Genomic DNA, 22,008 nt, shown 5'->3' on the forward strand with positions numbered 1-22,008 from the left:
CGTAGTTGTTCTCTGGACTGGCTCTTTTGGCCAATTTGGTAGGCAGCGTCTGACGAAGATAAGCACTACAGGATCATCAAAAAACCTATTAGCGTAATAAAAAATGGAGCAGTCGCCGACGGCGATATGCTCCTCTATTGTTTAACTAAAGTCTCCGTTAGTATAGTGAGATTACTTCATGCCACTATCTGCTTATCCTGATTACACACTCACCCCGATCGGCGGGTATAATGGCTGTAAGCTTCATCCGATACAAGGCATCTCCCCATATCTCTCTCATGATTTCGTCCTCGAGTAAAATTTTCTCTACTGAGTACGCATACATTTCGCTGTCATATTGTATTTTTACCCTATTGTAATTTTTATCTTGAAGGATAATATATCCATTTTCTTTGCTCTGAGGAGGGTGAGGCGTTATTAGAATCTGTGTGATATCATCCGTCACTTGATTTAGAAGAAAATTATCACTGATTTCAATATTCGGGGACAAATCACGATAGAAATGAACTGATCGTATCCAGCTTCTTATTCCGGCGAGTTCGGGGTAGGCTCCCGCGAGATTCATGGATAACGATGTAACTTTATCATTCAGGTTATACTCGACTTCATCGGCCCTAAATTGTCTTCCGTCCTGTTGATGAACGCCATTTACCATAGGGAGATTGTGATATCCGGATTGCATCGCCCATAGGGTATACCGCTCCGAGAAAAACGATTTAGATGTATAGGCCAATAATCCGGGATCAATTATCATCGGGGAGCCATTACAATATACAATGAATTGTCCAATGTCATTGTGATTATGGCTTTCACCATTATGCCCGCCCTTGGCAGCTAGGAATAACCCTTTGGACGAACCCTCCTGCTCTCGTGCCACCATGACTTGAATGCTGTCAAACCATGCATCTCGAATATAAGGAGATTTTCCGGAATATTGCTCTACTTCCGTATAATTAAATAAAGCCGGCAAAAGGCGAAACATGGATGAAAACTCTAAGCGGGTCCCTTCTTCCCGCTTCATTCTCTGGACCCTTGCTCCAAGCTCACACAACCTCGAATCTCCAATGCGGCGTCCATACCGATATGTAAGTTCCGCGGGGATATGGACTTGTGCCTGGCTGTCAGCGAAGTTGACAAAATACGAATCATCGATAAAAGCTTTGTAAATATAACATCCTAATTGCCTAATTTGAGGTTCTTGGTATACATCAATTTTACCGCCGGAAACGCCGTGAAGAAGTTCCAGACTATCAAAAATCGTTCCTCCGGCATACATCCAATACTTCGGGCCTTCCTCACAACCGCCGTCTGAAGGGAGTCTATGTAGATACATATCTAAGCTTCGCATCGCCTTGACCACCGCTGCTTCCCGTCGATTGGGGTCGTCTTCCAACAGCAAAAACGCCGCTAAGCAGTTTGAATTGCACCATGAATTCCAATTGTTCAGCATCTTCTCCTGATTGAAACCCATCCACCAAAAATCATTCCGCTGTAAATAAGGATCCAGAATCCTCCTTTTCACCTCGTGCTGTATACGCTCGCTTACCATAATGCTTATTCCATCCAATTTGGTTTTCAGCAGATAATAAGTCCATGCAAGCAGCGCGGCCGTCTCGGCAGAGAATAATTCAATGATCTGATCCGATATGTCTGGAAGTGGATCCTGCCTCTTCATCATATAACCGTGGCCAGGGATCCCCCAGAATGTTTCTTCACATATACACCATATTCCGTTTATGATATCATCCATGAAGCGTCCCTGATTTTCAAAACATTCGGCGATGACTAAAGAAGCCAGCACCTCTCTTCTTTTCCACGAAGCATTGTCAAAATCGACCCGATTACCCGTTCTGCTATAATCCATATATTGAGTGGCAGTTATAGTAGGCCATGCATAATGAAGCTTACTTGTGGCTTCATTGATCCAAAAAGACCTAAGATTCAATGGTAGCTGGTTCCATTGATTTCGGTCTTCGATTGTAGGAAACGGTCGGTAATTATCCCTGTTAAGCAAACACTTTCCAAGATTGTCATTAATAAATCGCTCAGCCAACATGAACGTCAACCTCTCCCCAATATATCAATGATGAAAGCCTTTTACATTAGCCCAATGAAGAATACTTGTTATACAACAACTTATAATATATTTAATCAACTGATCTTTTAACTAGTAGACAAATTAGTTGTGGACTGCATTCGTAAAATATCGGTAGTCGGAGGACACCCAAATAATCGGGCATATTCGCGACTGAATTGAGAAGGACTTTCGTAGCCGACATGAAATGCGACATCTGCGACGTTGTATTTATCAGTTATTAAAAGTCGCCGCCCTTCTTGTAATCGCAGCTGTTTCTGATATTGAACGGGTGTCATCGCAGTGACTTGCTTAAAATGTCGATACAGAGATGAAGTACTCATATTGGCGATCTGCGCTAATTCATTAATGCGTAAAGGTTTGTCAAAGTTTGTTTTAATCCGTTCTACGACCTCTGCAATCGTTGCAAAATGACTACCAGATGTAGCAATTTGCTTGAAAACATCCCCCTCCTTTTCAGTAAGTAACCTATATATGATTTCCTTAATGATTAATGGTGCTAGCGCTAAAATATCTTTTGGAGTATCCAATAGTCTTACTAGCCGAATCACTGCATCAAGAAGATTAATGTTCATTTTACCAACAAATAAACTTTTCGGATAATGCTCTATGCTTTCTGGAAACAGATGGGTCTCCTTCATGATTTCAAAAATCTCTCCTGCATCAAGATCAAGCCTGATTGACAAAAAGGGAGCTTCCGGCGAAGGTTTGATCACCTGTCCCGATATAGGCACGTCTAAAGACACAGCTAAATAATCGCTAACCCCGTATTTGTAACTTTCATTGCCCAGAATGATTATTTTTTCACCTTGGGCCACAATGCATAAGGAGGGCTTTTGAATTCTACATATTGGGACCATTGCTTTGGAGTCTTGGATGAGATGGAGTGAAGGAATCAGGGTTTTATGGTCCCCATCTTTTCCGGTAAACTTTTTGATGAGTCCCGCTAACTCTTGTTGTTGCAAAGCGATTTCGGTCACACGGAACACCTCTGTTCTAATATGATGTCTCTCATGCTTTTAAATATAAAGTAAAGCATTGTGTTTGTTAATAGTATGACAAGAATAGGCATCATGTTGAAAGTTTTCTTATACAGGTCAGAGCAGGTGCTGATACATAATAAACACATCTTAAATGAAAGGATGAGATATCATTGCTGGATCAAAAGGTATGGTATGTTACAGGAGCTTCGAAAGGTCTTGGACTTGCTCTTGTAAAAAAGTTATTAAGTAACAATTACCGGGTCGCTGCTACATCAAGAAACTTAGATGAGCTGAAACGAGCTGTTGGCCAGGTCCGCGAGGGTCGTTTTTTGCCACTGCAAGTGGATCTAAAAAGTTCCGAGTCTATTGATCAATCCGTGAAATTGGCATACGAATATTTCGGACAAATCGATGTGGCGGTCAATAACGCCGGATACGGAATTGGAGGAGCAATTGAGGAACTTTCACAACAAGAAATCATGTCAAACTTCGAAGTTAATGTGTTTGGCAGTATTTACGTGATCCAAAGTGTTTTACCCTACATGAGGGCGAAACGCTATGGCCACATCATTAATATTTCATCCATCGCTGGAGTTGCCCCACACACGGGATGGAGTATTTATGCTGCCACAAAGTCGGCTATTATTGGGATGTCTGATGTGTTAGCCCAGGATGTTAGATCTATGGGCATTAATGTAACGGTTGTTGCGCCGGGGGGATTTAGAACTGAGTTTAACTCAGCCGAATCTCTTGTTGTCGCGGATTATAAAATAGCGGATTATCTTCCTCTCCACGAAGGTATTAAACAATTTGCTGCAAATCATGGCAAGCAGCTTGGTGATCCGGAAAAGGCTGCTGAAGTTTTTATCGAGCTGGTAGAATCCGACAATCCACCGACCTGCTTATTTCTAGGATCCGACGCATACCAGCGGGCAACCGAAAAATATAACAAGCTGCTTGAAGATATGCAGGCAAATAAGAAAATAAGTGAACGAACGGATAGTAACTAATCTTTGTTATCAATAACCGTTGTAGTCATTGATTGGTTGACGCTCATTTAATGAGCGTTTTTTTCTGCTTGCACATGCAGCTATTTGAAAAATAACCTTACTGTATTGTAGAAAAAACCAAGAATCAGAACATATTCCTCTGGTAATGTGTTATCAAAGATGACCACCCTATACGTTGGAAGGAGTTATCGCGATGGAAGTACTGTTACCGCAAAGCAAAATTGATTTTTATCAGGAGAATGGTTTCGTTGAAATCGAGAATGCCCTAACGGAAGAAGAAATGAATGAATTATCCGAGTTTTTGGAGGAAGCCATGTCACAGGAAAGTAATCATTCGGTAGCCACCTCTGTCAAAGGCGAAAGCTACTACAAGGTATTAAACCAGAAGGTAAACCTTTGGCGCGATCATGGCGGTATGAGCCGTTACACATTTCACCCCAAGTTGGCTAAGATGGCAATGAAGCTAAGCGGCGCGAGCGGCATTCGCCTCTTCCATGACCACGGATTATGGAAGATGCCGCAGGATTCCAAGCCGACGGCCTGGCATCAGGATTTTCCGTATTGGCCGATGACTGAACCCGGCGCCTTGTCTGTCTGGATTCCAATGCATGATGTCGACGAACATAACGGCTGCATGATGTTTGTTCCTGGCTCCCATAAGGTGGGCACGCTGCGGGGGATTAACTTAGCAGACCCTCAGGACTTATATGATCAGATCAAAGGAACAGAGCTGGAGAAGACGAAGCCGGTGAAGGTCCCGTTGAAACGAGGCAGCTGCACGTTCCACCATGGTCTCACCTTCCACTTCGCACACGCGAATCAAAGCGACGAACCAAGACGTGTATTGGCAATCATTTACATGCCGGACGGAACCATTTACAGCGGCAAAAGCCACCTAGTAACAGACCATGCAGGTCTTGAGGGAGGGAAACCGTTCGGGGGCGGTTTATTTCCTTTGGTCGCCAAACAGACATAGACACGAAAGCGGGCGGGGTCATTCGATCTAGCCCGCCTTTTCTGTCTTATCGGTTTGCCTGCAACGCGTTATAATTTAGTCATGAACAGCCCTATTGTTAAATATTGGAGATGATCACATGACACGAATGGACAGCGGAAAGTTCCTAGAAAGCCAAGATTTCCTGTTTCATGCCGCTCTCTACCGATTCAGCTCGGGGGAGATCGTCCCCTCCCATTCGCATGAATTCATCGAGCTTGCTTACGTTGCCCAAGGACAAGGAGAGCATTACTATAAGGGAGAGTACTACAATATTGCGGAAGGCGACGTTTTCATGATCGAGCCGAATGAGGAGCATGCTTATCGAGCGGGCCATACGCATCTCCCGGTCGTATATAACGTGCTCTTTCAACCCGAGTTGTTACGGCGCGAATTGGAGCCGCTCGCCGATGTCGCCTCCTTCGTAGACTTCTTCTACTTGGAACCCTTTCTTCGAAAGACAGTACGTTTTCAAGGGCATCTCCGGTTGAAGCCTTATGAACAGATCGAAATGGAATCCCTTCTCCATCGCTTGATTCTCGATTTCAAAGAGAAAAAGCTTGGATATCGTATTTTGACGAAGACGCGCCTGATTGAACTTTTTATTTTTTTGAGCCGCTGCCATCACGACCGGAAACATTCCCCCCTGCAGGAATTATCGTCTGACGAGAAGGTCATCCTGCACATCAGCGAGTTTATTCGCAAGCATTACGCACAGCCGTTAACGCTTGCTCAGGTCAGCGAGATGTGCCGGATGAGTCAGACCGGATTCTCAACCAAATTTAAGCAATATATCGGCAAGACATTTACTGAATTCCGCAACGAGACACGCATTCGAGTGGCGAAGCAGCTGCTGGAGCAGTCCGATCGCAAAATTATGGAAGTTGCCCAGGATGTCGGCTACGAGGACTTAAGTTTCTTCAATAAAATGTTTAAGCATATGGTTGGATTCTCACCCAGCCAATACCGCAATGCAGCCACAACAGCTACACATGCTTCTAACTCTCCACCATCATAAGCAGCGTCATCGATTGGCCGTATGGCATCGGGCAAGTTTTATTCTGCTTATAATATTCAATGGAATCAGCGACCAACGTGCCATTCGAAAACTTCTTGCACAGTGCCGCAGGGGTCGATTCTGGAAAGCACAGCCTGCAGCGCCTCATCCCGGCTCTTAACGGTCACCGTGGAAGCCTTTTGGATTTAAATTACAAACCGGGCTTAAATAGTTTTTTCAAAGCTTTTCTTGCGTAAACTCCTTCTCCCTCAGACCACTTATTCATGTTCCTGAAATCAGTGTTGTCTGTGATCTGGTCAATGTTACCAATCAAACGTTTTTTGGATAACTGCCGAATGTCTGTATCGACAATTTGATTTGCGATGAGGCAAGCAACATCTTCACCCCTCATGACTTTAAAAGGACGATCAAAAAAGTATGAAACTTCATCGGGAATCTTTTCAGTGATCTTTAGTCCGTTGTGCATATGTGATAGATGTTTGTAAGCATTATTCAAAGCACACTCGCGTTCTCTCCATGTAACTGCCGTTTGAGCAGTCCAAAGGTAAGGAAGTAATTGATCATAACATTTCAAACGTTTAAATGCCGTACCAAACCATTTTGGATAAGGTGCATATTGACGCTCCATGAGAAAACAGAGATTTATAATATCGCGGACAAGGCGAGAAGCAATAATAGCTGAGCCAAGTTCGTCCCCTATAAAACCCGAACGATGCATCAGATGTTCTTCTTGACCGATTCGCTGCCAACTGGATGCCATAAGGTATAACCAAATATCGTGAGGGTAATATTCGAATCGTTTGCGTAATGTGGAAAGTTGACCGTTATCATCCCTATAAACTTCCCCCCGTGTTATTTCGAGAAGTGACTGCGAAGGAAAGGTTAGCCAATCTACAGGCTCTAACTCTTCAATATTGCTTACAGCAAGGTAACTTTCAATGAACCCCGGCACCGTGGTAAGTACGCTCCTCCCTATATCTACAGGAAAGCCATAGAACCGTTCTGGAGCTCGTTCTTGCAGTGTTGATTGTATGTGTTCGGAATACCCGATATCTGGTTGGTTAAGAAAAAGATATACCCGGGGAACCCAATCGTGATCAGTCGACATTTCTGTATCATATCCGAGCACTTCGCTACCGGGACCAATTAGAGCCGATGAATAAGACAAGAACGAGTATTTGTCCGTCATTACAGGCTCAACGATTTCGATATGAAATCGACGGCATAATTCTATTCCTTTGATAAATGACATTTCCCATTCCCCCAAGTCCATCAACCACAAATATCATATTTAAGCCCATTCACTCATTATTTCAACATAATCTGGATGCAATGTATAGTTAAAAAAACATTATAGTAGAACTATCCTCCCCGTTAGCGTAATGAGCCTTCTTAGAGCTAAAACGGCTGGATCGTGATGTCTTGACTATTATGTAGTCAAACCATGCCTATGGAAAAAGCCAACTCAGATGAATGAGTTGGCTTTTTCCATAGTTCGAATCAAATAACTGACATAACACTGAGTGACCCAGAGAATTCCTGCCCATTCAATTTGAATAGCATTAGGATACGTTCGTAAACCTCGACCAATCGTTCCCGAGTATCCACTTGTTTTCCCCTTGTCTTCTGTTCTTCTTGCGGCGGCGCTTCCAAGCTTGGCCCAAATGCCGTTAAGGTCCTCTTATTTCCCGTAAACAAGACGTACAGATCAATCGGCCCTTGAAATAGCTTAATGCTTCGATGGATTCGCAAGATGAGCACCTTTCCTTGTCAGCTGTACTTTATAAATAAGATGAACGAGCGAAATCGCCGCCATCTTTTGCACCCTCTTGTCCGTTAGGACAGAAAGAAACGCCCTCTTACCAAATAGTCAGAACGGCTTCGGCTATAGACCATCCCTGCGCCCGTCCGGCGATCGCTGTTACGCTGCGGCGGGCCGGGTCGTATGGATTCGGGCCGATGGCCACAACGCTGCGTTCATCGGGAGTTATGAGATAAACGTCCGTGTTTGTACGCATGCTTGCCGCATCCTCCGCCGCTCCCGGGATGGAGCCATAACCATTTGGCATCGGGGAGAGAATCACGATCCGATCGTAACCTTCAGCCAGCCTTGAATTGGTCGTGGACACCATTCCTCCGTCGGTCCAGGAGCGGTCACCGATCGATACAAGCGGCCAAATTCCCGGAACGGCTCCGCTGGCTGACACGGCATCGAGCAAAGAAACTCCCGATTGATGATCGAAAGTATGAAGTTGCCCGGTATCGGCATCGATGGCGGTCACCTTAAGATTCGCCGGCCATTTTCTGGTCACAAGGCGACTCTCGACCACGGCGCGCCGCTGTTCAGGCGACACGGGGGAGGGAGTATTTTTGGCGATAAGGCCAAATTCTGCCCCGACTTTTCGCGGATCGCTTCCTCCCGTGGCAAATGCCCTATACCACGCTTGCCTCAATTCATCGGAAGCGGCGACCGGTAACTCGGCCGCGTTCGCCTCCGACTGGGCGGCAAACAGATTATTCATGTCGTATCCACTGGCCAAGGCTGCTCCGACAAAGGCACCGGCGGACGTTCCGATGATCACGTCAGCTCGATGGAGGTCTACTCCGGATTCGAGCAGACCCGCTAAGACACCAACCTCCCATGCGATCCCCGTCACGCCACCGCCCCCCAAAACTACAGCTCTGGTCGGTGAATTCCTTTTCTGAGCGTTCATTCACAGCTCCTCCTTCTGGTCGACTATTGTGCCAATAGGTTTGACAAGGTTCCATTAGACCTCTAAAGTATAAACTATAAAGTATACTTGAAGGTCAAGCCTTACGCGGGAGGAAGTATGAAAATTCATGTGCTGGCGCAGAAGACCGGGTTAAATCCGCCGACCATTCGTTATTACGAGAAGGAAGGATTGCTGGATAGACGCCACGTTGAGCGCAGGGACAATAATTATCGTGAATATACCGAGGAAGCGGTCGAACACCTTTTACTGATTAAAAGGGTTCAGGCTGCGGGTTTTACGATAAGGGAAATCAAAGTTATTTTGAAGGAAGAAGACGGGAACAAACTTGAGCTCTCCCGGGCCATTGAATTTTTGCGTAAGAAGATGAAGGAAATGGACCATAGGAAAAGAGAATTGGAACAATCGCAATCTCTTCTCGCTCGGATGCTAGACAATAAATTGGCGCTGCTGGAGAAGAAGGGAACATAAGAAAATCGTTTATGCTCTTATCGTAATACACTTCAGCTATAGTTCTCGCCTCTATTTTCCTTAAACTATTTTTACTGTTAAACTCAAACCACCGTATCGATATTCCAGAGCAGTTAGTCCGTAACAGGTAATTCGATATCGACCGTGGTTCCTTGATTAAGTGCGCTTCGGATGCTCAAGTTCCCTTTGTGGTCATGAATAATTTTATAGCACATCATTAAACCAAGCCCTGTCCCCTGTTCTTTTGTCGTATAAAAGGGTTCCCCTAACCGATGAAGGCTGTCAGTAGGTATCCCAACACCTTCATCCTTAATACGGATCATGAGCTCATTCAATTGCTCAAAGGCGACGATCTGAATTTTGCCACCATTCGGAGTTGCCTCAATTGCATTTTTTAATACATTGACGAACACTTGTTTAATATCCACTTCCGAACAACAAATTGGAGGAAGATCTCCATGTATTTCTATGTAAACTTGAACCCCATTCATTGTAGCTTGGGCTTCTAATAAATTTATTACACTATACAAAAGGGTACCTATATCGTTCCTTTTTAAAACCTTCGGCTGCGGCTTGGAGAATATCAATAGCTCATTGATAATACTATTCATCCGGTCGACCTCAGATAACATAATCTCACAGTGCTCGACTCTTCTCTTATCAGATTCCTTCATAAGCTGAAGAAAGCCCTTTAGTGATGTTAAAGGATTGCGGATTTCGTGTGCTAGCCCTGCGGCCAATTGTCCAACAACATTTAATTTATCTGCTTTCCGGAAAAATTCTTCAGATTTTATGCGCTCAGAGATGTCCCGGGTAATGCCTGTCAATGCAATAATTTCGCCGTAGCCATTTTTAATTGGAGAAAGGGTTATAGAAACATGTACTAACTCTCCGGCCTTATTCTGCCGAACCGTCTCAAAAGTCTTTGCCAGCATATCACCTTGGATTTCTTGGGTAATGGATTTGAATTCATCTTCCATCTCCGGCGGGACAATGGGCAACTGCCTGCCAATCAACTCATTTTCAGACCAACCATATAACATTTCAAATGAATGGTTTACACGTATCACATTTCCCCCTGTATCTATGATACAAATACCATCTGCCGAGTCATCAATGATCGATTCCAGCAATTTCTTAGTTCTTTCCAGCTCTTGTTCCGCCTTTTTCCGTTCCGTAATATCCACGCATGAGGCAATAACCTCAATGACCTTACCATCTCGTCGAATTGGCCTCAGAGATGCCAAATAATAGATGCCTTTCGCTTCCCCTTCATACGTGACTCCTTCATTTCCTTCCCAGGCTTTAACATAGTGCCGTTCCTTGGCTGCCGCTTTCCCAGCGGGGAGAAAGTCCTTAAGTTCTTTCCCAATGACGTCTCTTTCCTCCAAACCCATTTTGGACATTAATTGTCCAGCGCAATAAGTATGAACAAACCGTCCATCTTCATTTATAAATTTGAAGGTCATGCCTTGCTGCTCTCGTAATATTTCCTCAATATCCTGGAAGTACTTTTCTAGATCCTTGTCCGATGGTTTCCTAAGCATTGGTCTCAACACCTCTTCAGAAGGGCTCGAATAGGAACACATTCGACAAGCATTTTAGGAAGTCCTTCACAATGGCTCCTCGACTTATTTGCCACATCATATCACAGATTGTTTCCAGAGAAATATAGACTTACTCGCATATTGAGATTGGGGTTGACAGGATAAAGAGTGACCATGTACAATTATTTTGTTTCACATGAAACAATAATTATATATAATTTTTATAACGTCCTGTTTTATAAGTACCGAAAAAGATTCAAGTGAAACAATAATTAATGAAGGAGGTTCATGCCTGCCTATGGAAATCGTGAATCCCAAGACATTGACGGATCAAGTTACATCTGTCATTTCCCATGTCGTGGTAACTACTGCCTCTAAACTGGCCTTCATCTCAGGTCAGGTTGCTGTAGATGAAACAGGCGCATTGGTCGGTTCAAGGGACTATTACGCGCAAGCGATTCAAGTGTTCACCAATCTTAAGTATGCATTGGAAGCCGTGCGAGCGGATCCATTGTACATTGCAAAAATGAACATTTTTGTGGTAAACCACCACCCGGCATTGATTTCGATTATTTTTGACGCCGGATTTCATGTGTTTGGCTCTAACTGGCCGAAGACAGCAAGTACCTATATTGGCGTTCAAGCACTAGCCGATCCTGAATGGCTTATCGAAATAGACGCTATCGTAATCTTCCCATAATGTTTAAGAAAAGAGGTTATTGATATGAAATATGAAGTCATCCTTATCGGTGGCGGACCTGTCGGCATGATGTTAGCTGGAGAATTGGCATTAGCCGGTGTAAAGGTCTGCGTCATTGAGCGATTAAAAGAGACAACCCCGTATTCACGTGCGCTTACCGTACATCCACGAACCCTTGAAATATTAGATATGCGTGGAGTGAAATCACAACTAATCAGTAAAGGCCGCTTACTTTCGAGAGGACATTTTGCCGGATTAGAAACCCCTTTGGATTTCTCTGTGCTGGATTCTTCTTCCAATCACACTCTCTTTTTACCGCAGAGTGAGACGGAGAAGGCGCTGGAGGAATGGGCTCTTAGCCTTGGCGCAGAGGTCTGGAGAGGGTTTGAGGCTCTATCTGTGCATGAGGATGAGGATGGGGTCGACGTTAAGATCGCCGGACCTCATGGAGAAACAACGTTAAGATCAGCTTATGTGGTAGGTACGGATGGAGCCAGAAGTTTGGTTCGCAAATCTGCAAATATATCCTTTGAAGGTACAGATGCGACCTTTACGGCTATTCTGGGAGATGCCGTTCTATCTGATTTGGCTCCTATGAGTGTTATATCCCGAATTACAGAAAAAGGTTTGGTCAGCATCATGCCAATCAATGATCGTATCTATCGGGTCTTGATTATCGATATGGAGAGACGCAACATCTCTAAGGATGAGAAGGTTACACTGGAAGAGTTTCGTTCATCACTCATCCGTACGACCGGAAGCGACCTGGGATTGAACGATGTAAAATGGATGTCCCGTTTCGGAAATGCGACGCGGCAGGCGGGTCGCTATCGGAATGGTCGATTGTTCTTAGCAGGAGATTCGGCGCACATTCATTTTCCGGCTGGTGGACAAGGAATGAACGTCGGCTTACAAGAAGCGATGAACTTAGGTTGGAAGCTTGCAGGAGCCATCAAAGGCTGGGCTCCGAAATGGCTATTGGACAGTTATCATACCGAACGTTTTCCATGGAATACGGCCTTGCTCCGGAATACCGAGGTCCAAACCCTGCTTCTGGACGTGACTCCTCCCATCACGGAACTGCGAAGCATGCTGGCTGATCTGATTCAAATACCGGAGGCTAATTATCAAATCGCTGCACAGATTTCCGCCATGGACGTACATTATGCACCCGACGCCGAAGCGCCTTCCCATCCTTTAAACGGGAAACGGTTCAAAGATCTCTGCTTAAACCTGAAAGACGGGCAATTGATTAACTCCTATCCGCTCCTAAACAAAGGTACTTTTCTTCTGCTGCAGTTCCATTCTAATGAACAGATTAGCGGCCAATGGGAAACGTACAGCAACCTTCAAGTATTACATGCATCTTTGGCTGAGGCAGACGCGGACTGGAACGACGTCCACACGGCACTTATTCGTCCGGATGGACATATTGCCTGGGCGATTTCTCTATCTGAGGCGAATCCAATGCAAAAAATAAATGAAGGTATCACTCGCTGGTGTGGAGACATAACGGGTTAGCCATACAAGCATCATAAATCTGCCGTTAAAACAAAAAAAGCCGCTCTTAAGCGGCTTTTAATCATGTATGTTCTTTGTCGTCTTACAACACTACGCCTGATTTACTTTAATTAAATACCTTTTTAACAAAGTCAATAAGCCTGGACTTTAATACATCACCGTGCTCTCCCCTGTGGTACATATCTGTTCCGTGATAACCACTCTCATCCACAATCAGCTCTTTATCCGTTGCTCCGGATGCTTGATATAATTTGCGCACTTCTTTTTCAATGGAGCCTCCATAATCGCCAGGTGAAAAAACAAACACGGATGGTGCTTTTATCTTCTCCACGCTTGGAATGGCATCAAGTGGTCCACATTGTGCAGGAGAAGAAAGAACAATCAGCCCCTCAATAGGCAGCGCTTGACGAACGCCAGCAATGATTGCTGTACTACCGCCACATGATGCTCCTGCCAAAAACACTCCTTTTGCCCCCAATCGCTTGAGTTCGCTTAAGGCAGCATCTGCATCACGATCTATATTCTGATTATCCTCCGGAATATTCTGTGAAGCACCATGATTACGATATTCAGGAATAACAACGAGATATCCACTATCAGCCAGCTCTGTTCCCATGTCAAGAAAAGAGCAAATGTTATAGCCTTGCTCGTGTGCAAGCAGGACTCCTTTATCTCCGCTGCCAAGCACAAGTGCCGACAGATATACACCATCACTGGTTGTTAATGTAGTTGCTTTATTCCGTAGCTCTTCAGGAACACAACTGTTCACAAGATGCCCGTTAGAAGATTTCACCGAACGATCCGGCCAGGCAGGATCATAATCAATCGGTTTGTTAGTTGGTATGTTCTTCACTTCGGCAGCTGGTGTTTCATTTACAGCATCTTCTATAGGTTTCGTATTTTGAGGTTGATTAGATAGAGATTGATTTTCATATGGAGATATAGGCTTATTAGTGGTGCATCCTGTAATCATTACTAACAATATGAGCAATACATATACCATTTTTGTTCCTTTAAAAAATACGTTCATAGATTTTCTACACCTCTAACTATTACTTGTTGAAGGAAACTCTTGTTAAATCAATTGATCTCATATTTAACCTCCTTTGATTGGTGTGTGTTAAATATACACAAAATGTATGTTCGATTAAAGGGAGCGATGTGCAGCCGACCAAAAAGCCAGCAGCCTCCAGATGTTTTCAGTGAGCTAGCGGTTCCGGTTAACTCAATGCGGATTTCAGAACCATTTCATCTCGACTAATATCTTATTCTTGCTTTCCGACCTGTTTATCAAAACGGAAAATATCCATACTCTTGCTCTCCTCAATAATCTTGAATAATAATTAATTATATAGCGCAAAGATCTACTTATTAAATCAAGTTTTTTCGGAACGTTGAGATCGTGTTTTATAACTATCCGGCTCGTTAGTTCAACAAAAACAGCAGCCGTTTAGCAGCCGGCTGCTGCAGTGTTGTTTTAGATTGTTGTTTCCCCATTTTGCTAACACATACTGCGCTAAATCAAACTACAGATTTCTCAAGAATCTCCTTATGAATATCTCCATAAGTTTTGCTTGATGGAGTGGGGGTAGCCTGGATAACTGTTACCATGTTTTGCTTAGGGAGGATATTTATCTCTTGACCGCCGAATCCCCTGCATGCATAGCCATTTTCCAGTATCCACCACAAATATCCGTATGAGCTGTTGTTGTCGTTTGGCCTAAGCATTTCCTTAATATAATGTTCAGAAACAATCCGTTGGCCTTCTACAATGCCTTTGTTTAGAACTAGAAGTCCTATCTTCGCAAGATCTCTGGCAGATAAATTAGAATGTTCCTCTCCTTTTATCACGGTATACGATACACCACAAGGGCTTTCAGCCCATCTTCCACTCGATATTCCTAGAGGCTTATATAAAAGCTGCTCACACAGTTCATAGGATGTATTTCCGAAAGCATTTCCAATAATAGCAGATAACAATAGCACATCCCATTCTTTATACACGTAGCTGCTTCCAGGATAGTCCTTCATCGCAACATCTGCGACATGTGCGATCCAATCCCTCGTCCGCTTCATTTGCTCGACCATTGGGCAATGATAATGAACGCCGCCGTTCCAGAAAATCCCTGATGACATGGTGAGAAGATGACGAATCGTTATGGCCTTATGATAAGGATGGACACCCCTTTGAAACGCGGGCAAGTAATCGCCGATTGGCTCGTCCAGGCTTCGAATCATGCCTTTATCGAGACAAATCCCCGTCAGTAAAGAAAGAATGCTTTTCCATATCGATTTAATATGATTTCTGGTATTTTCATTATACTTGTTGTAATATCGTTCAAAAACAATTTTCCCGTTTTTCACAACAAGGACGCTGTTGACAAGCCGATATCGCTTTTGTTTAATAAAATAATCAAGGTCGCCTAACATCTCTGCATCCATGCCTTCCGCCTGGGGCGTGGAATATTGCCACTCTATATTCATCTCAAATACCTGCCGATGATCGATTTTTCGTTTCTTTTCAACTGCTCTGGGGATCCGAGTGCAATAATAAACCCACCATCACTGCCGCCTCCTGGTCCCAACTCTATAATATAATCGCAATTGCTTAACACAGCGGGGTCATGTTCAGTCACAATGACCGAATTCCCATTCTCTGTTAATTCCAACATCAGTTTGATTAGTTTTTCACTATCTGAAAAAGATAAGCCGGTTGTAGGCTCATCGAGAATATACAAACGATCCCTACCCGATTGCTTGCCAAGCTCTTTAGCGAGTTTAATTCTTTGAGACTCCCCGCCGGAAATGGTCGGAGTTTGCTGCCCCAGCTTAATATACCCCAGTCCTACTCGTTCAAGAGTGAAAAGTAAATGGCAGATATTCTTATCATATGCGGCACTTTCCTCATTTCCGAAAAATTCTATCGCTTCCGATACGCTCATTTCGAGGATTTGCCGTATATTTTTGCCTTCAATCGTTATTTCCATGGCTTCTTCTATAAAGCCTGTTCCCCCGCAAGCGTCACAATTTTGTTCGATATAGTTTCCAAAGCCCACATGATATTTAATCACTTGATCACCTTTGCATTGACGGCATCCACCTTCGGAGTTCAGTGAAAATAATCCTGCTCCATATCCTCTCTCTATTGAATCAGACGTGCTTGCAAACATTTTTCGTATCCGATCGTATATCCCCGTGTAAGTAGCCGGACAAGAGGTTCTGCTCCTTCCTATAGGTTTTTGATCAATGACCAAGCATTTCTTGATATGTTCAATTCCACTTACCCTTACATCGGATAAAAATACCGTTTCTTCGTCTTCATCTGTAATTGTAAGAAACTCTTTTAGTTTAGGGACCAAAGTGCCTGAGATTAAACTCGATTTTCCACTGCCCGATACCCCCGCGATCCCTACCATTACCCCGAGGGGGATTTGTACAGTTAAGTGGCGAAGATTATGTAGGCATGCATTTTCAATCGTCAGCATTTTTTCCTTGTTTACCTTAGAATATGTTTGCTTTACCTGCAGCTTTTTTTGATCGGCTAGATATGGCGAGGTTCTCGATAATTCACTGGTCATAAAATCGTCGAAGCTGCCTTGAAAGATACGATGACCTCCAAAAATTCCAGCATCAGGTCCTAGATCAATGATATAATCTGCAGCGCGCATAAAATTTTCATCGTGCTCAACAGCAATTACCGTATTCCCCCGATTAACCAGATTTTGAATAATTTGAATGAGCTTTGCTTTCTCAATTTCATGTAAACCAATGGTTGGCTCATCGAATATAAAGATGATGGAATCCATCTGAGCAATGATAGAGGAAGCGAGGAACAAACGTTGTATTTCGCCACCCGACAAGGTTGGGACAGGTCGCGACAATGAAAGATGGTGAAGGCCCACATCAATCATACAATCCAACTTAAGATGAATCTCGTTGATCAGCGTCATACCGAATAACTCAGAGTTTTCCTTTGTTAAAAAATCATTCAAATCTCTAATATACATATTCTCCAGATCTGTTATGGTTTTTCCGGCTATTGTTGTATGCATTGCCTGTTCACCCAAGCCGGCTCCTCCACATTTGTTGCACGGTTCCTTCTTTCCGTACGCTTCAGATAAAATGCCATTTTGCCTACCGCTAATTTCACCATATTTAAATCCATTCAACAGCCAAGGAATGACACCCTGAAAACTTGTCTTTCCATGGTCTCCATATTTTAAAGCTAACAGTTGTTCATGGTTCAAAGTATGAAGCGGTTGCGTTACAGTCAGTCCATGATATGAACAAAATTCGTCCAACCTCTTTCTGGCTCCTCCCCGATATAGCAACCGTTCGACTAATAGATCTTTTAACTGTGTTCTTCCATCAGAGAATATTTTATCTTCATCAATGGAATACACGTTTCCATTACCTAAGCACTTTACGCACATTCCTTTCGGTGAGTTCCTCAGGAACATGTCCATGCTTAGGGAAAGCCCATCGTCGTAATTGGGATCTCTCTTGCCATATGTAGCAAATAAAACGGCGAGCATATTGCCAATCTTTGTCCGCGTTCCAACCGTGCTACGTGGATTGGATTGGCGAATAATTCTTTGTTCCACTGCGACGGTAGGGGCTAGACCTGTGATTTGATCAAAGGTCGGTGCGGCATCCACCATAAACTGCGTACCCGAAAACATAAGGTATCGGCGCTTGCCCTCCTCATACAATGTGTCGAATGCAAGACTTGATTTCCCGCTGCCGGATACTCCGGTTATCACGGTCAATTTACCCCGTGGAATCCGAAGATCGATATTTTTCAAATTATGAACCCGTGCACCCTTAATTTCGATAAATTTGTTCATAGTAGGCTGCCTTTCATCATATTTCATCTTAAACCTAAAACTTAGGCATCTCGTTTACGGAAAAGTACAATAGCTACTGTAATAAAGATCAGTGTCCATAACATTGAAATACCTGCCCCTTGCATGGGTGTAAGGACATTTATTTCATCAGTGGAAGGCGGCATATACATATAATATCCTGCTGTATCTGGAAAGTAATTTCTAATAGTAGGAAAATCTCTCGTCAATGGACTGACAACGAAATAATAACCAAGCAGCACAACTAAAGCAGGAGTGGTTCTTCTAAATAAAGCACCTATAGCTGCACTAAGAAGTGTGGTACATGTTAGATAACCTGTTGCACCTAATAGTATTTTTATCATCGTGTCTATTTCAATCACTACTGCTGTGTCTCTCATCATCGTAAAAGTATATAGAACACCTGAAGCAGCCATAATAAATGCCGCAGGAATAGTTATAATTGCCAATGCGAAATGCTTCGTGGATAATTGAACCCCCCGCCAAGGTATCGTAGTTAAAGTAGTTCGAATCTGTCCACCAGTGTACTCCGAACAAGTAGCTAGTATACCAAGAATAATGAACCCTGCTTGAAGATATCTCATAGAAGCAAGTCCTATATTCAGTATACTTTGCGTTCCTGCTGCCCCTTGTAGACCAACAGAAGTAAAAGCTGCAGCTAACAGTAAATTAAGAATGAATGTACCTGTAAGAGTGAGCCATATTGAAGGTAGTGTAACTAATTTATCCAGTTCAGCGCCTAGGATTCGTGTTATCTCTTTACTCGAAGGGAAACTCATGATGCAACGTCCCTTCTATGGAATACGATAGCTGCAGCAATGAGAAGAACGACGACCCAGGCAAACATGACTAAACCGCCTGTGAACGGGGTGAGAAATCTATTGCTCAGAAACATAAACATTTCAAAGCCGGCCCGATCCGGTAAGTATAACGCCAACTTTGTAACCTTAGAAAGCAGGAAACTGAATGATACAAAGGATGTATTTATGATGAGCACAGCAAGCGGGATCATGCCATGCTTTGTTAGAACAGTAATCCCAAATGCTAAAAGAGCAGTGAATGCCCAGTAACAAACTGCACCGAGCAGTTTAGGCCATTCAAATGCAGGGGTGTACTCGCCAAGAACAAGATGCGTAGCAGACACCGTTGTCATAATAGCCACAACACTAAGCAATATGCTGATCACTGTCACAGCGCCTGCTTTTGCCAACAAAAAATGAATCTTTGATGAAACAACCGTTAAACTTGTTGTAATCTGCTGTCCTCCACCGGATTCATTGCCCTCTGCCAAATACTCGCTGCTGACGGCAAGCACACCGAGAATAATGACGCCTTGTACACCAAGACCTAATCCAATGTAGCCAACTTCCGATAGCCGTGTGCTAACTCCAGCTATAATCTCTTCTTTTTGTGCGGTACTATCCAAAGCAGCAATGACCGCTGGGGCTACTGCTCCAATAAGTAAGGCAAGCCAAATGCCCGGCAGGGAGAACAATTTAGATAATTCCGCGTTGAACGCTCTCATACAACATCACCTGCAAGTCCAGATGTCAGGGCAAAAAAGGCTTCCTCTAGCGTTGAATGGTTACCTATTACTTCTTCCAATGTTCCATCTGCAACGATTTTTCCGTGATGAATAATCACCACATCATCAACAGTCTCTGCAAGCTCTCCCATGAGATGACTGGATAGTAACACCGTATTACCAGACGCAGCACGTTCACGTAAAAACGTCCGAATCCAGCGAATTCCTTCCGGGTCGAGGCCGTTTACGGGCTCATCTAGAACCAATATTTTTGGATCTCCAAGGAGTGCAGCTGCCATACCAAGTCTTCTCCCCATACCGAGGGAATACTTCCCGACTCTTTTTCCGGCTGCATTCGTAAGACCTACTATATCCAGCACTTCCTCGACACGTGAGCGAGACAATCCTGCGGCATGTGCCATCCAACGCAAGTGCGCCCGTCCTGTTCGCATACGATGAGCTCCAGATCCATCAAGTGCGGCACCTACTATTGTTAGAGGATTATGTAACTCTGCGAATGGCTTTCCATCAATGAGTGCATTTCCTGAGGTGGCACGATCTAACCCAAGAAGGATCCGTAGTGTAGAACTTTTACCTGCCCCATTTGGACCTAAAAAACCCGTTACTCTACCTGGTCTAGCTTTAAAACTGATACCTGATAAGATTTCTTGAGTTCCGCGATGTTTGACTAAGTTATTAATGATAAGCAACCATAACACTTCCTTTCTGTTATGGTCCAATTATAAAGAAGCAAGGTTACATCTCGGTTATCATGCTGTTTACTTCTGGGTTAACTCTAGGTTAAGCTCTGCCAATAGCTACTCTTGTTCCATTTTCATTGGATGTAAAATCAGCTTTCAGCTTCATTTTTTTTAACATATAATTCGAAGTCGATAAACCAATCCCCGCTCCGCCCTCGTAGGATGAGTTATCCATACCTGGACCTCTGTCTGCAATAATAATCTGTTCTTTTTCTACATCGACCACAATGTTTATATATTTTCCCTCTGCTGCATGGCGAATAATATTCTGAAATAAATTATCCAGAACTCGTGTCATCCATTTAGGATCTGCTTCCCAGTAAAAAGTCTCCTCTGTCGGTAAATCAACATCGAGCTGAATTTCTTTTTCTTCAAATAGAGGATACCACGCAGCAACAGATGCTCTTACTAAACGTCCAATATCTGTTGAAGTGGATTGAAAAGGATGTTTCCCTGATGTAAGCAATGTGTAGGAAAATAAATCATCCATTAGATCTCCGACTCTAGTAATCGTATGATTTATCTCTGTTAATGAATTCTGTCCTTCTAAACTTATAGATTCTTTATTTAATCTGGTGACGTGTCCTCTCAAAATAGTAAGTGGTGTTCGTAAATCGTGAGATAAATTCGCAATGAGTCGATGTCGTAATAACTCCTCTTCATATTCCCGCTTGCGACTGTCTTCAAGCTGCTGAATCATCCAATTAAAAGAACTTCCTAACTGGTCTATCTCATCCATACGATCCGCTTGAACAGATATGGGTTTAGGAAATGAGTTATTTTTAGCTGAAGATGACATGACTTCCTGTAAGTGAGCGAGACGTTTTTGAAGTTTCAAGAAGAACAGCCAAGATAATATAACAAATGCGACCATAATAAAACCAAACAATAGCACGGAATTGTAAAACAGATTTAACGTATTCACATTTTTTTCATGTGTATTTGAAACCCCAAAAAACGCACTGATGAAAATCAGCATTATCGGAGGAAGAAAGATAAATAGAAAATGTACTTTTAGAAACCGACGAAATAATGATCTGTTCTGTTTCATAGTTTCACCCGGTAGCCTATTCCCTTCAACGTTTCGATAATCTCTGGGGAATCTGGATTACGTTCCAACTTTTGACGTAGCCGACGGATATGCACCATTACTGTTTTATCACCAGTTATATAAGCTTCTTGCCAAATTGCTTCATAAATTTGTTCTTTAGGTAAAACTTGATTAGGATGGCGTAAGAAATACATTAAAATTTGATGTTGTTCCCCCGTCAATATAATTTCTTCACCTGTGCGTTTGTCAAATACCATTTGGCCTTCCGGATCTACTTCAATATGATTTCCTAATAAAATGCGTTCGGAATGTGTGACACCACTTCGACGGATTAATACTTCCAATCTTGCAACTAATTCATCCGTATGGAATGGTTTCGTTAAATAGTCATCAGCAAATTGTAAGCCATCTACCTTATCATCGATCGATGTTCGAGCGGATAACAGCAAAATAGGAACAGCAGGAGCTGCCTTTTTTAATCGTTTTCCCACAGTAAAACCATCTAAACCAGGTAACATGATATCCAATATAACGATCTCATGCTGATTTACTTCTTTCTCGGCTCCTTCACCAGAAAGCAGCCACTGAACTGAAAATCCTCGCTTTTCCAATTCTTCTTTCACCAAACTGCCTATCTTCTCATTATCTTCTATATATAAGACGGTTCTTTTCAAGTAACATCCCCCTCTCTATATTGAGTTCACTACTAGCCAGATTAACACAATATAAATAATC

At 43.2% G+C, this 22,008-nt stretch carries 19 protein-coding genes; 6 read left to right on the top strand and 13 right to left on the bottom strand.

Features of this window, described 5'->3' with window-relative positions; all coding sequences use genetic code 11:
* Positions 1 to 184 precede the first annotated feature (184 nt).
* Both KI379_RS13785 and KI379_RS13790 read right to left on the bottom strand, forming a co-directional pair.
* On the bottom strand, positions 185 to 2,056 hold the full coding sequence (locus KI379_RS13785) for a heparinase II/III domain-containing protein (protein WP_212983899.1): 1,872 nt from the start codon (positions 2,054 to 2,056) through the stop codon (positions 185 to 187).
* A gap of 107 nt (positions 2,057 to 2,163) precedes the next feature.
* The gene (locus tag KI379_RS13790) at positions 2,164 to 3,075 is read right to left on the bottom strand and encodes an AraC family transcriptional regulator (protein ID WP_145133188.1); all 912 of its coding nucleotides are present in this window, start codon (positions 3,073 to 3,075) and stop codon (positions 2,164 to 2,166) included.
* A 173-nt stretch (positions 3,076 to 3,248) separates the two neighbouring features.
* Between KI379_RS13790 and KI379_RS13795 the strand changes: the two genes are divergently transcribed.
* The 3 genes from KI379_RS13795 (at position 3,249) to KI379_RS13805 (ending at position 6,100) form a co-directional block, all read left to right on the top strand.
* Positions 3,249 to 4,088 (top strand): SDR family NAD(P)-dependent oxidoreductase, encoded by an 840-nt coding sequence (locus tag KI379_RS13795; protein ID WP_163875083.1) that lies wholly within the window; start codon positions 3,249 to 3,251, stop codon positions 4,086 to 4,088.
* A 193-nt stretch (positions 4,089 to 4,281) separates the two neighbouring features.
* Positions 4,282 to 5,064: a phytanoyl-CoA dioxygenase family protein gene (locus KI379_RS13800; protein WP_212983900.1), complete on the top strand. Its 783-nt coding sequence runs from the start codon at positions 4,282 to 4,284 to the stop codon at positions 5,062 to 5,064.
* A 118-nt stretch (positions 5,065 to 5,182) separates the two neighbouring features.
* Positions 5,183 to 6,100: an AraC family transcriptional regulator gene (locus KI379_RS13805; protein ID WP_212983901.1), complete on the top strand. Its 918-nt coding sequence runs from the start codon at positions 5,183 to 5,185 to the stop codon at positions 6,098 to 6,100.
* A gap of 190 nt (positions 6,101 to 6,290) precedes the next feature.
* Here KI379_RS13805 and KI379_RS13810 read toward each other — a convergent pair whose 3' ends face one another.
* Entirely contained in the window at positions 6,291 to 7,352 is a 1,062-nt protein-coding gene (locus KI379_RS13810) for a DUF4037 domain-containing protein (protein WP_212983902.1), read from the bottom strand.
* A 607-nt stretch (positions 7,353 to 7,959) separates the two neighbouring features.
* On the bottom strand, positions 7,960 to 8,814 hold the full coding sequence (locus tag KI379_RS13815; protein ID WP_212983903.1) for a patatin-like phospholipase family protein: 855 nt from the start codon (positions 8,812 to 8,814) through the stop codon (positions 7,960 to 7,962).
* A 117-nt stretch (positions 8,815 to 8,931) separates the two neighbouring features.
* Here KI379_RS13815 and KI379_RS13820 point away from each other — a divergent pair, with 117 nt between their 5' ends.
* Positions 8,932 to 9,303: a MerR family transcriptional regulator gene (locus KI379_RS13820; protein ID WP_192713979.1), complete on the top strand. Its 372-nt coding sequence runs from the start codon at positions 8,932 to 8,934 to the stop codon at positions 9,301 to 9,303.
* A gap of 113 nt (positions 9,304 to 9,416) precedes the next feature.
* Here KI379_RS13820 and KI379_RS13825 read toward each other — a convergent pair whose 3' ends face one another.
* Positions 9,417 to 10,850, bottom strand: coding sequence for a PAS domain S-box protein (locus KI379_RS13825; RefSeq protein WP_212983904.1), 1,434 nt, complete (start codon positions 10,848 to 10,850; stop codon positions 9,417 to 9,419).
* A 298-nt stretch (positions 10,851 to 11,148) separates the two neighbouring features.
* Between KI379_RS13825 and KI379_RS13830 the strand changes: the two genes are divergently transcribed.
* Positions 11,149 to 11,550: a RidA family protein gene (locus tag KI379_RS13830; protein WP_212983905.1), complete on the top strand. Its 402-nt coding sequence runs from the start codon at positions 11,149 to 11,151 to the stop codon at positions 11,548 to 11,550.
* Positions 11,551 to 11,574: 24 nt separating this feature from the next.
* A complete protein-coding gene (locus tag KI379_RS13835; protein ID WP_212983906.1) occupies positions 11,575 to 13,071 on the top strand; it encodes a monooxygenase in 1,497 nt (498 codons plus the stop codon).
* Between the two features lie 106 nt (positions 13,072 to 13,177).
* On the opposite strand, the gene KI379_RS13840 is transcribed toward KI379_RS13835, so the two are convergent.
* The 8 genes from KI379_RS13840 to KI379_RS13875 form a co-directional block, all read right to left on the bottom strand.
* Complete coding sequence (locus KI379_RS13840) at positions 13,178 to 14,101, bottom strand: alpha/beta hydrolase (protein WP_212983907.1); 924 nt, start codon at positions 14,099 to 14,101, stop codon at positions 13,178 to 13,180.
* 491 nt (positions 14,102 to 14,592) lie between these two features.
* Positions 14,593 to 15,555 carry a serine hydrolase domain-containing protein gene (locus tag KI379_RS13845; protein ID WP_212983908.1) on the bottom strand — a complete coding sequence of 321 codons (963 nt, stop codon included), beginning with the start codon at positions 15,553 to 15,555 and terminating at the stop codon, positions 14,593 to 14,595.
* On the bottom strand, positions 15,552 to 17,918 hold the full coding sequence (locus KI379_RS13850; protein ID WP_212983909.1) for an excinuclease ABC subunit UvrA: 2,367 nt from the start codon (positions 17,916 to 17,918) through the stop codon (positions 15,552 to 15,554). The genes KI379_RS13845 and KI379_RS13850 overlap by 4 nt, the downstream gene beginning before the upstream one ends.
* Before the next feature lie 41 nt (positions 17,919 to 17,959).
* Positions 17,960 to 18,715, bottom strand: coding sequence for an ABC transporter permease (locus KI379_RS13855; RefSeq protein WP_212983910.1), 756 nt, complete (start codon positions 18,713 to 18,715; stop codon positions 17,960 to 17,962).
* Positions 18,712 to 19,461: an ABC transporter permease gene (locus KI379_RS13860; RefSeq protein ID WP_212983911.1), complete on the bottom strand. Its 750-nt coding sequence runs from the start codon at positions 19,459 to 19,461 to the stop codon at positions 18,712 to 18,714. The genes KI379_RS13855 and KI379_RS13860 overlap by 4 nt, the downstream gene beginning before the upstream one ends.
* Positions 19,458 to 20,171: an ABC transporter ATP-binding protein gene (locus KI379_RS13865; protein ID WP_212983912.1), complete on the bottom strand. Its 714-nt coding sequence runs from the start codon at positions 20,169 to 20,171 to the stop codon at positions 19,458 to 19,460. The genes KI379_RS13860 and KI379_RS13865 overlap by 4 nt, the downstream gene beginning before the upstream one ends.
* A 91-nt stretch (positions 20,172 to 20,262) precedes the next feature.
* Positions 20,263 to 21,273, bottom strand: a complete 1,011-nt coding sequence (locus KI379_RS13870; RefSeq protein WP_212983913.1) for a HAMP domain-containing sensor histidine kinase — start codon at positions 21,271 to 21,273, stop codon at positions 20,263 to 20,265.
* Entirely contained in the window at positions 21,270 to 21,947 is a 678-nt protein-coding gene (locus KI379_RS13875) for a response regulator transcription factor (RefSeq protein WP_212983914.1), read from the bottom strand. Before KI379_RS13875 ends, KI379_RS13870 begins: the two co-directional genes overlap by 4 nt.
* Positions 21,948 to 22,008: the final 61 nt, after the last annotated feature.

It is taken from the genome of Paenibacillus cineris (genome assembly GCF_018333335.1).
GTDB classification, from domain to species: Bacteria; Bacillota; Bacilli; order Paenibacillales; family Paenibacillaceae; genus Paenibacillus_AQ; species Paenibacillus_AQ favisporus.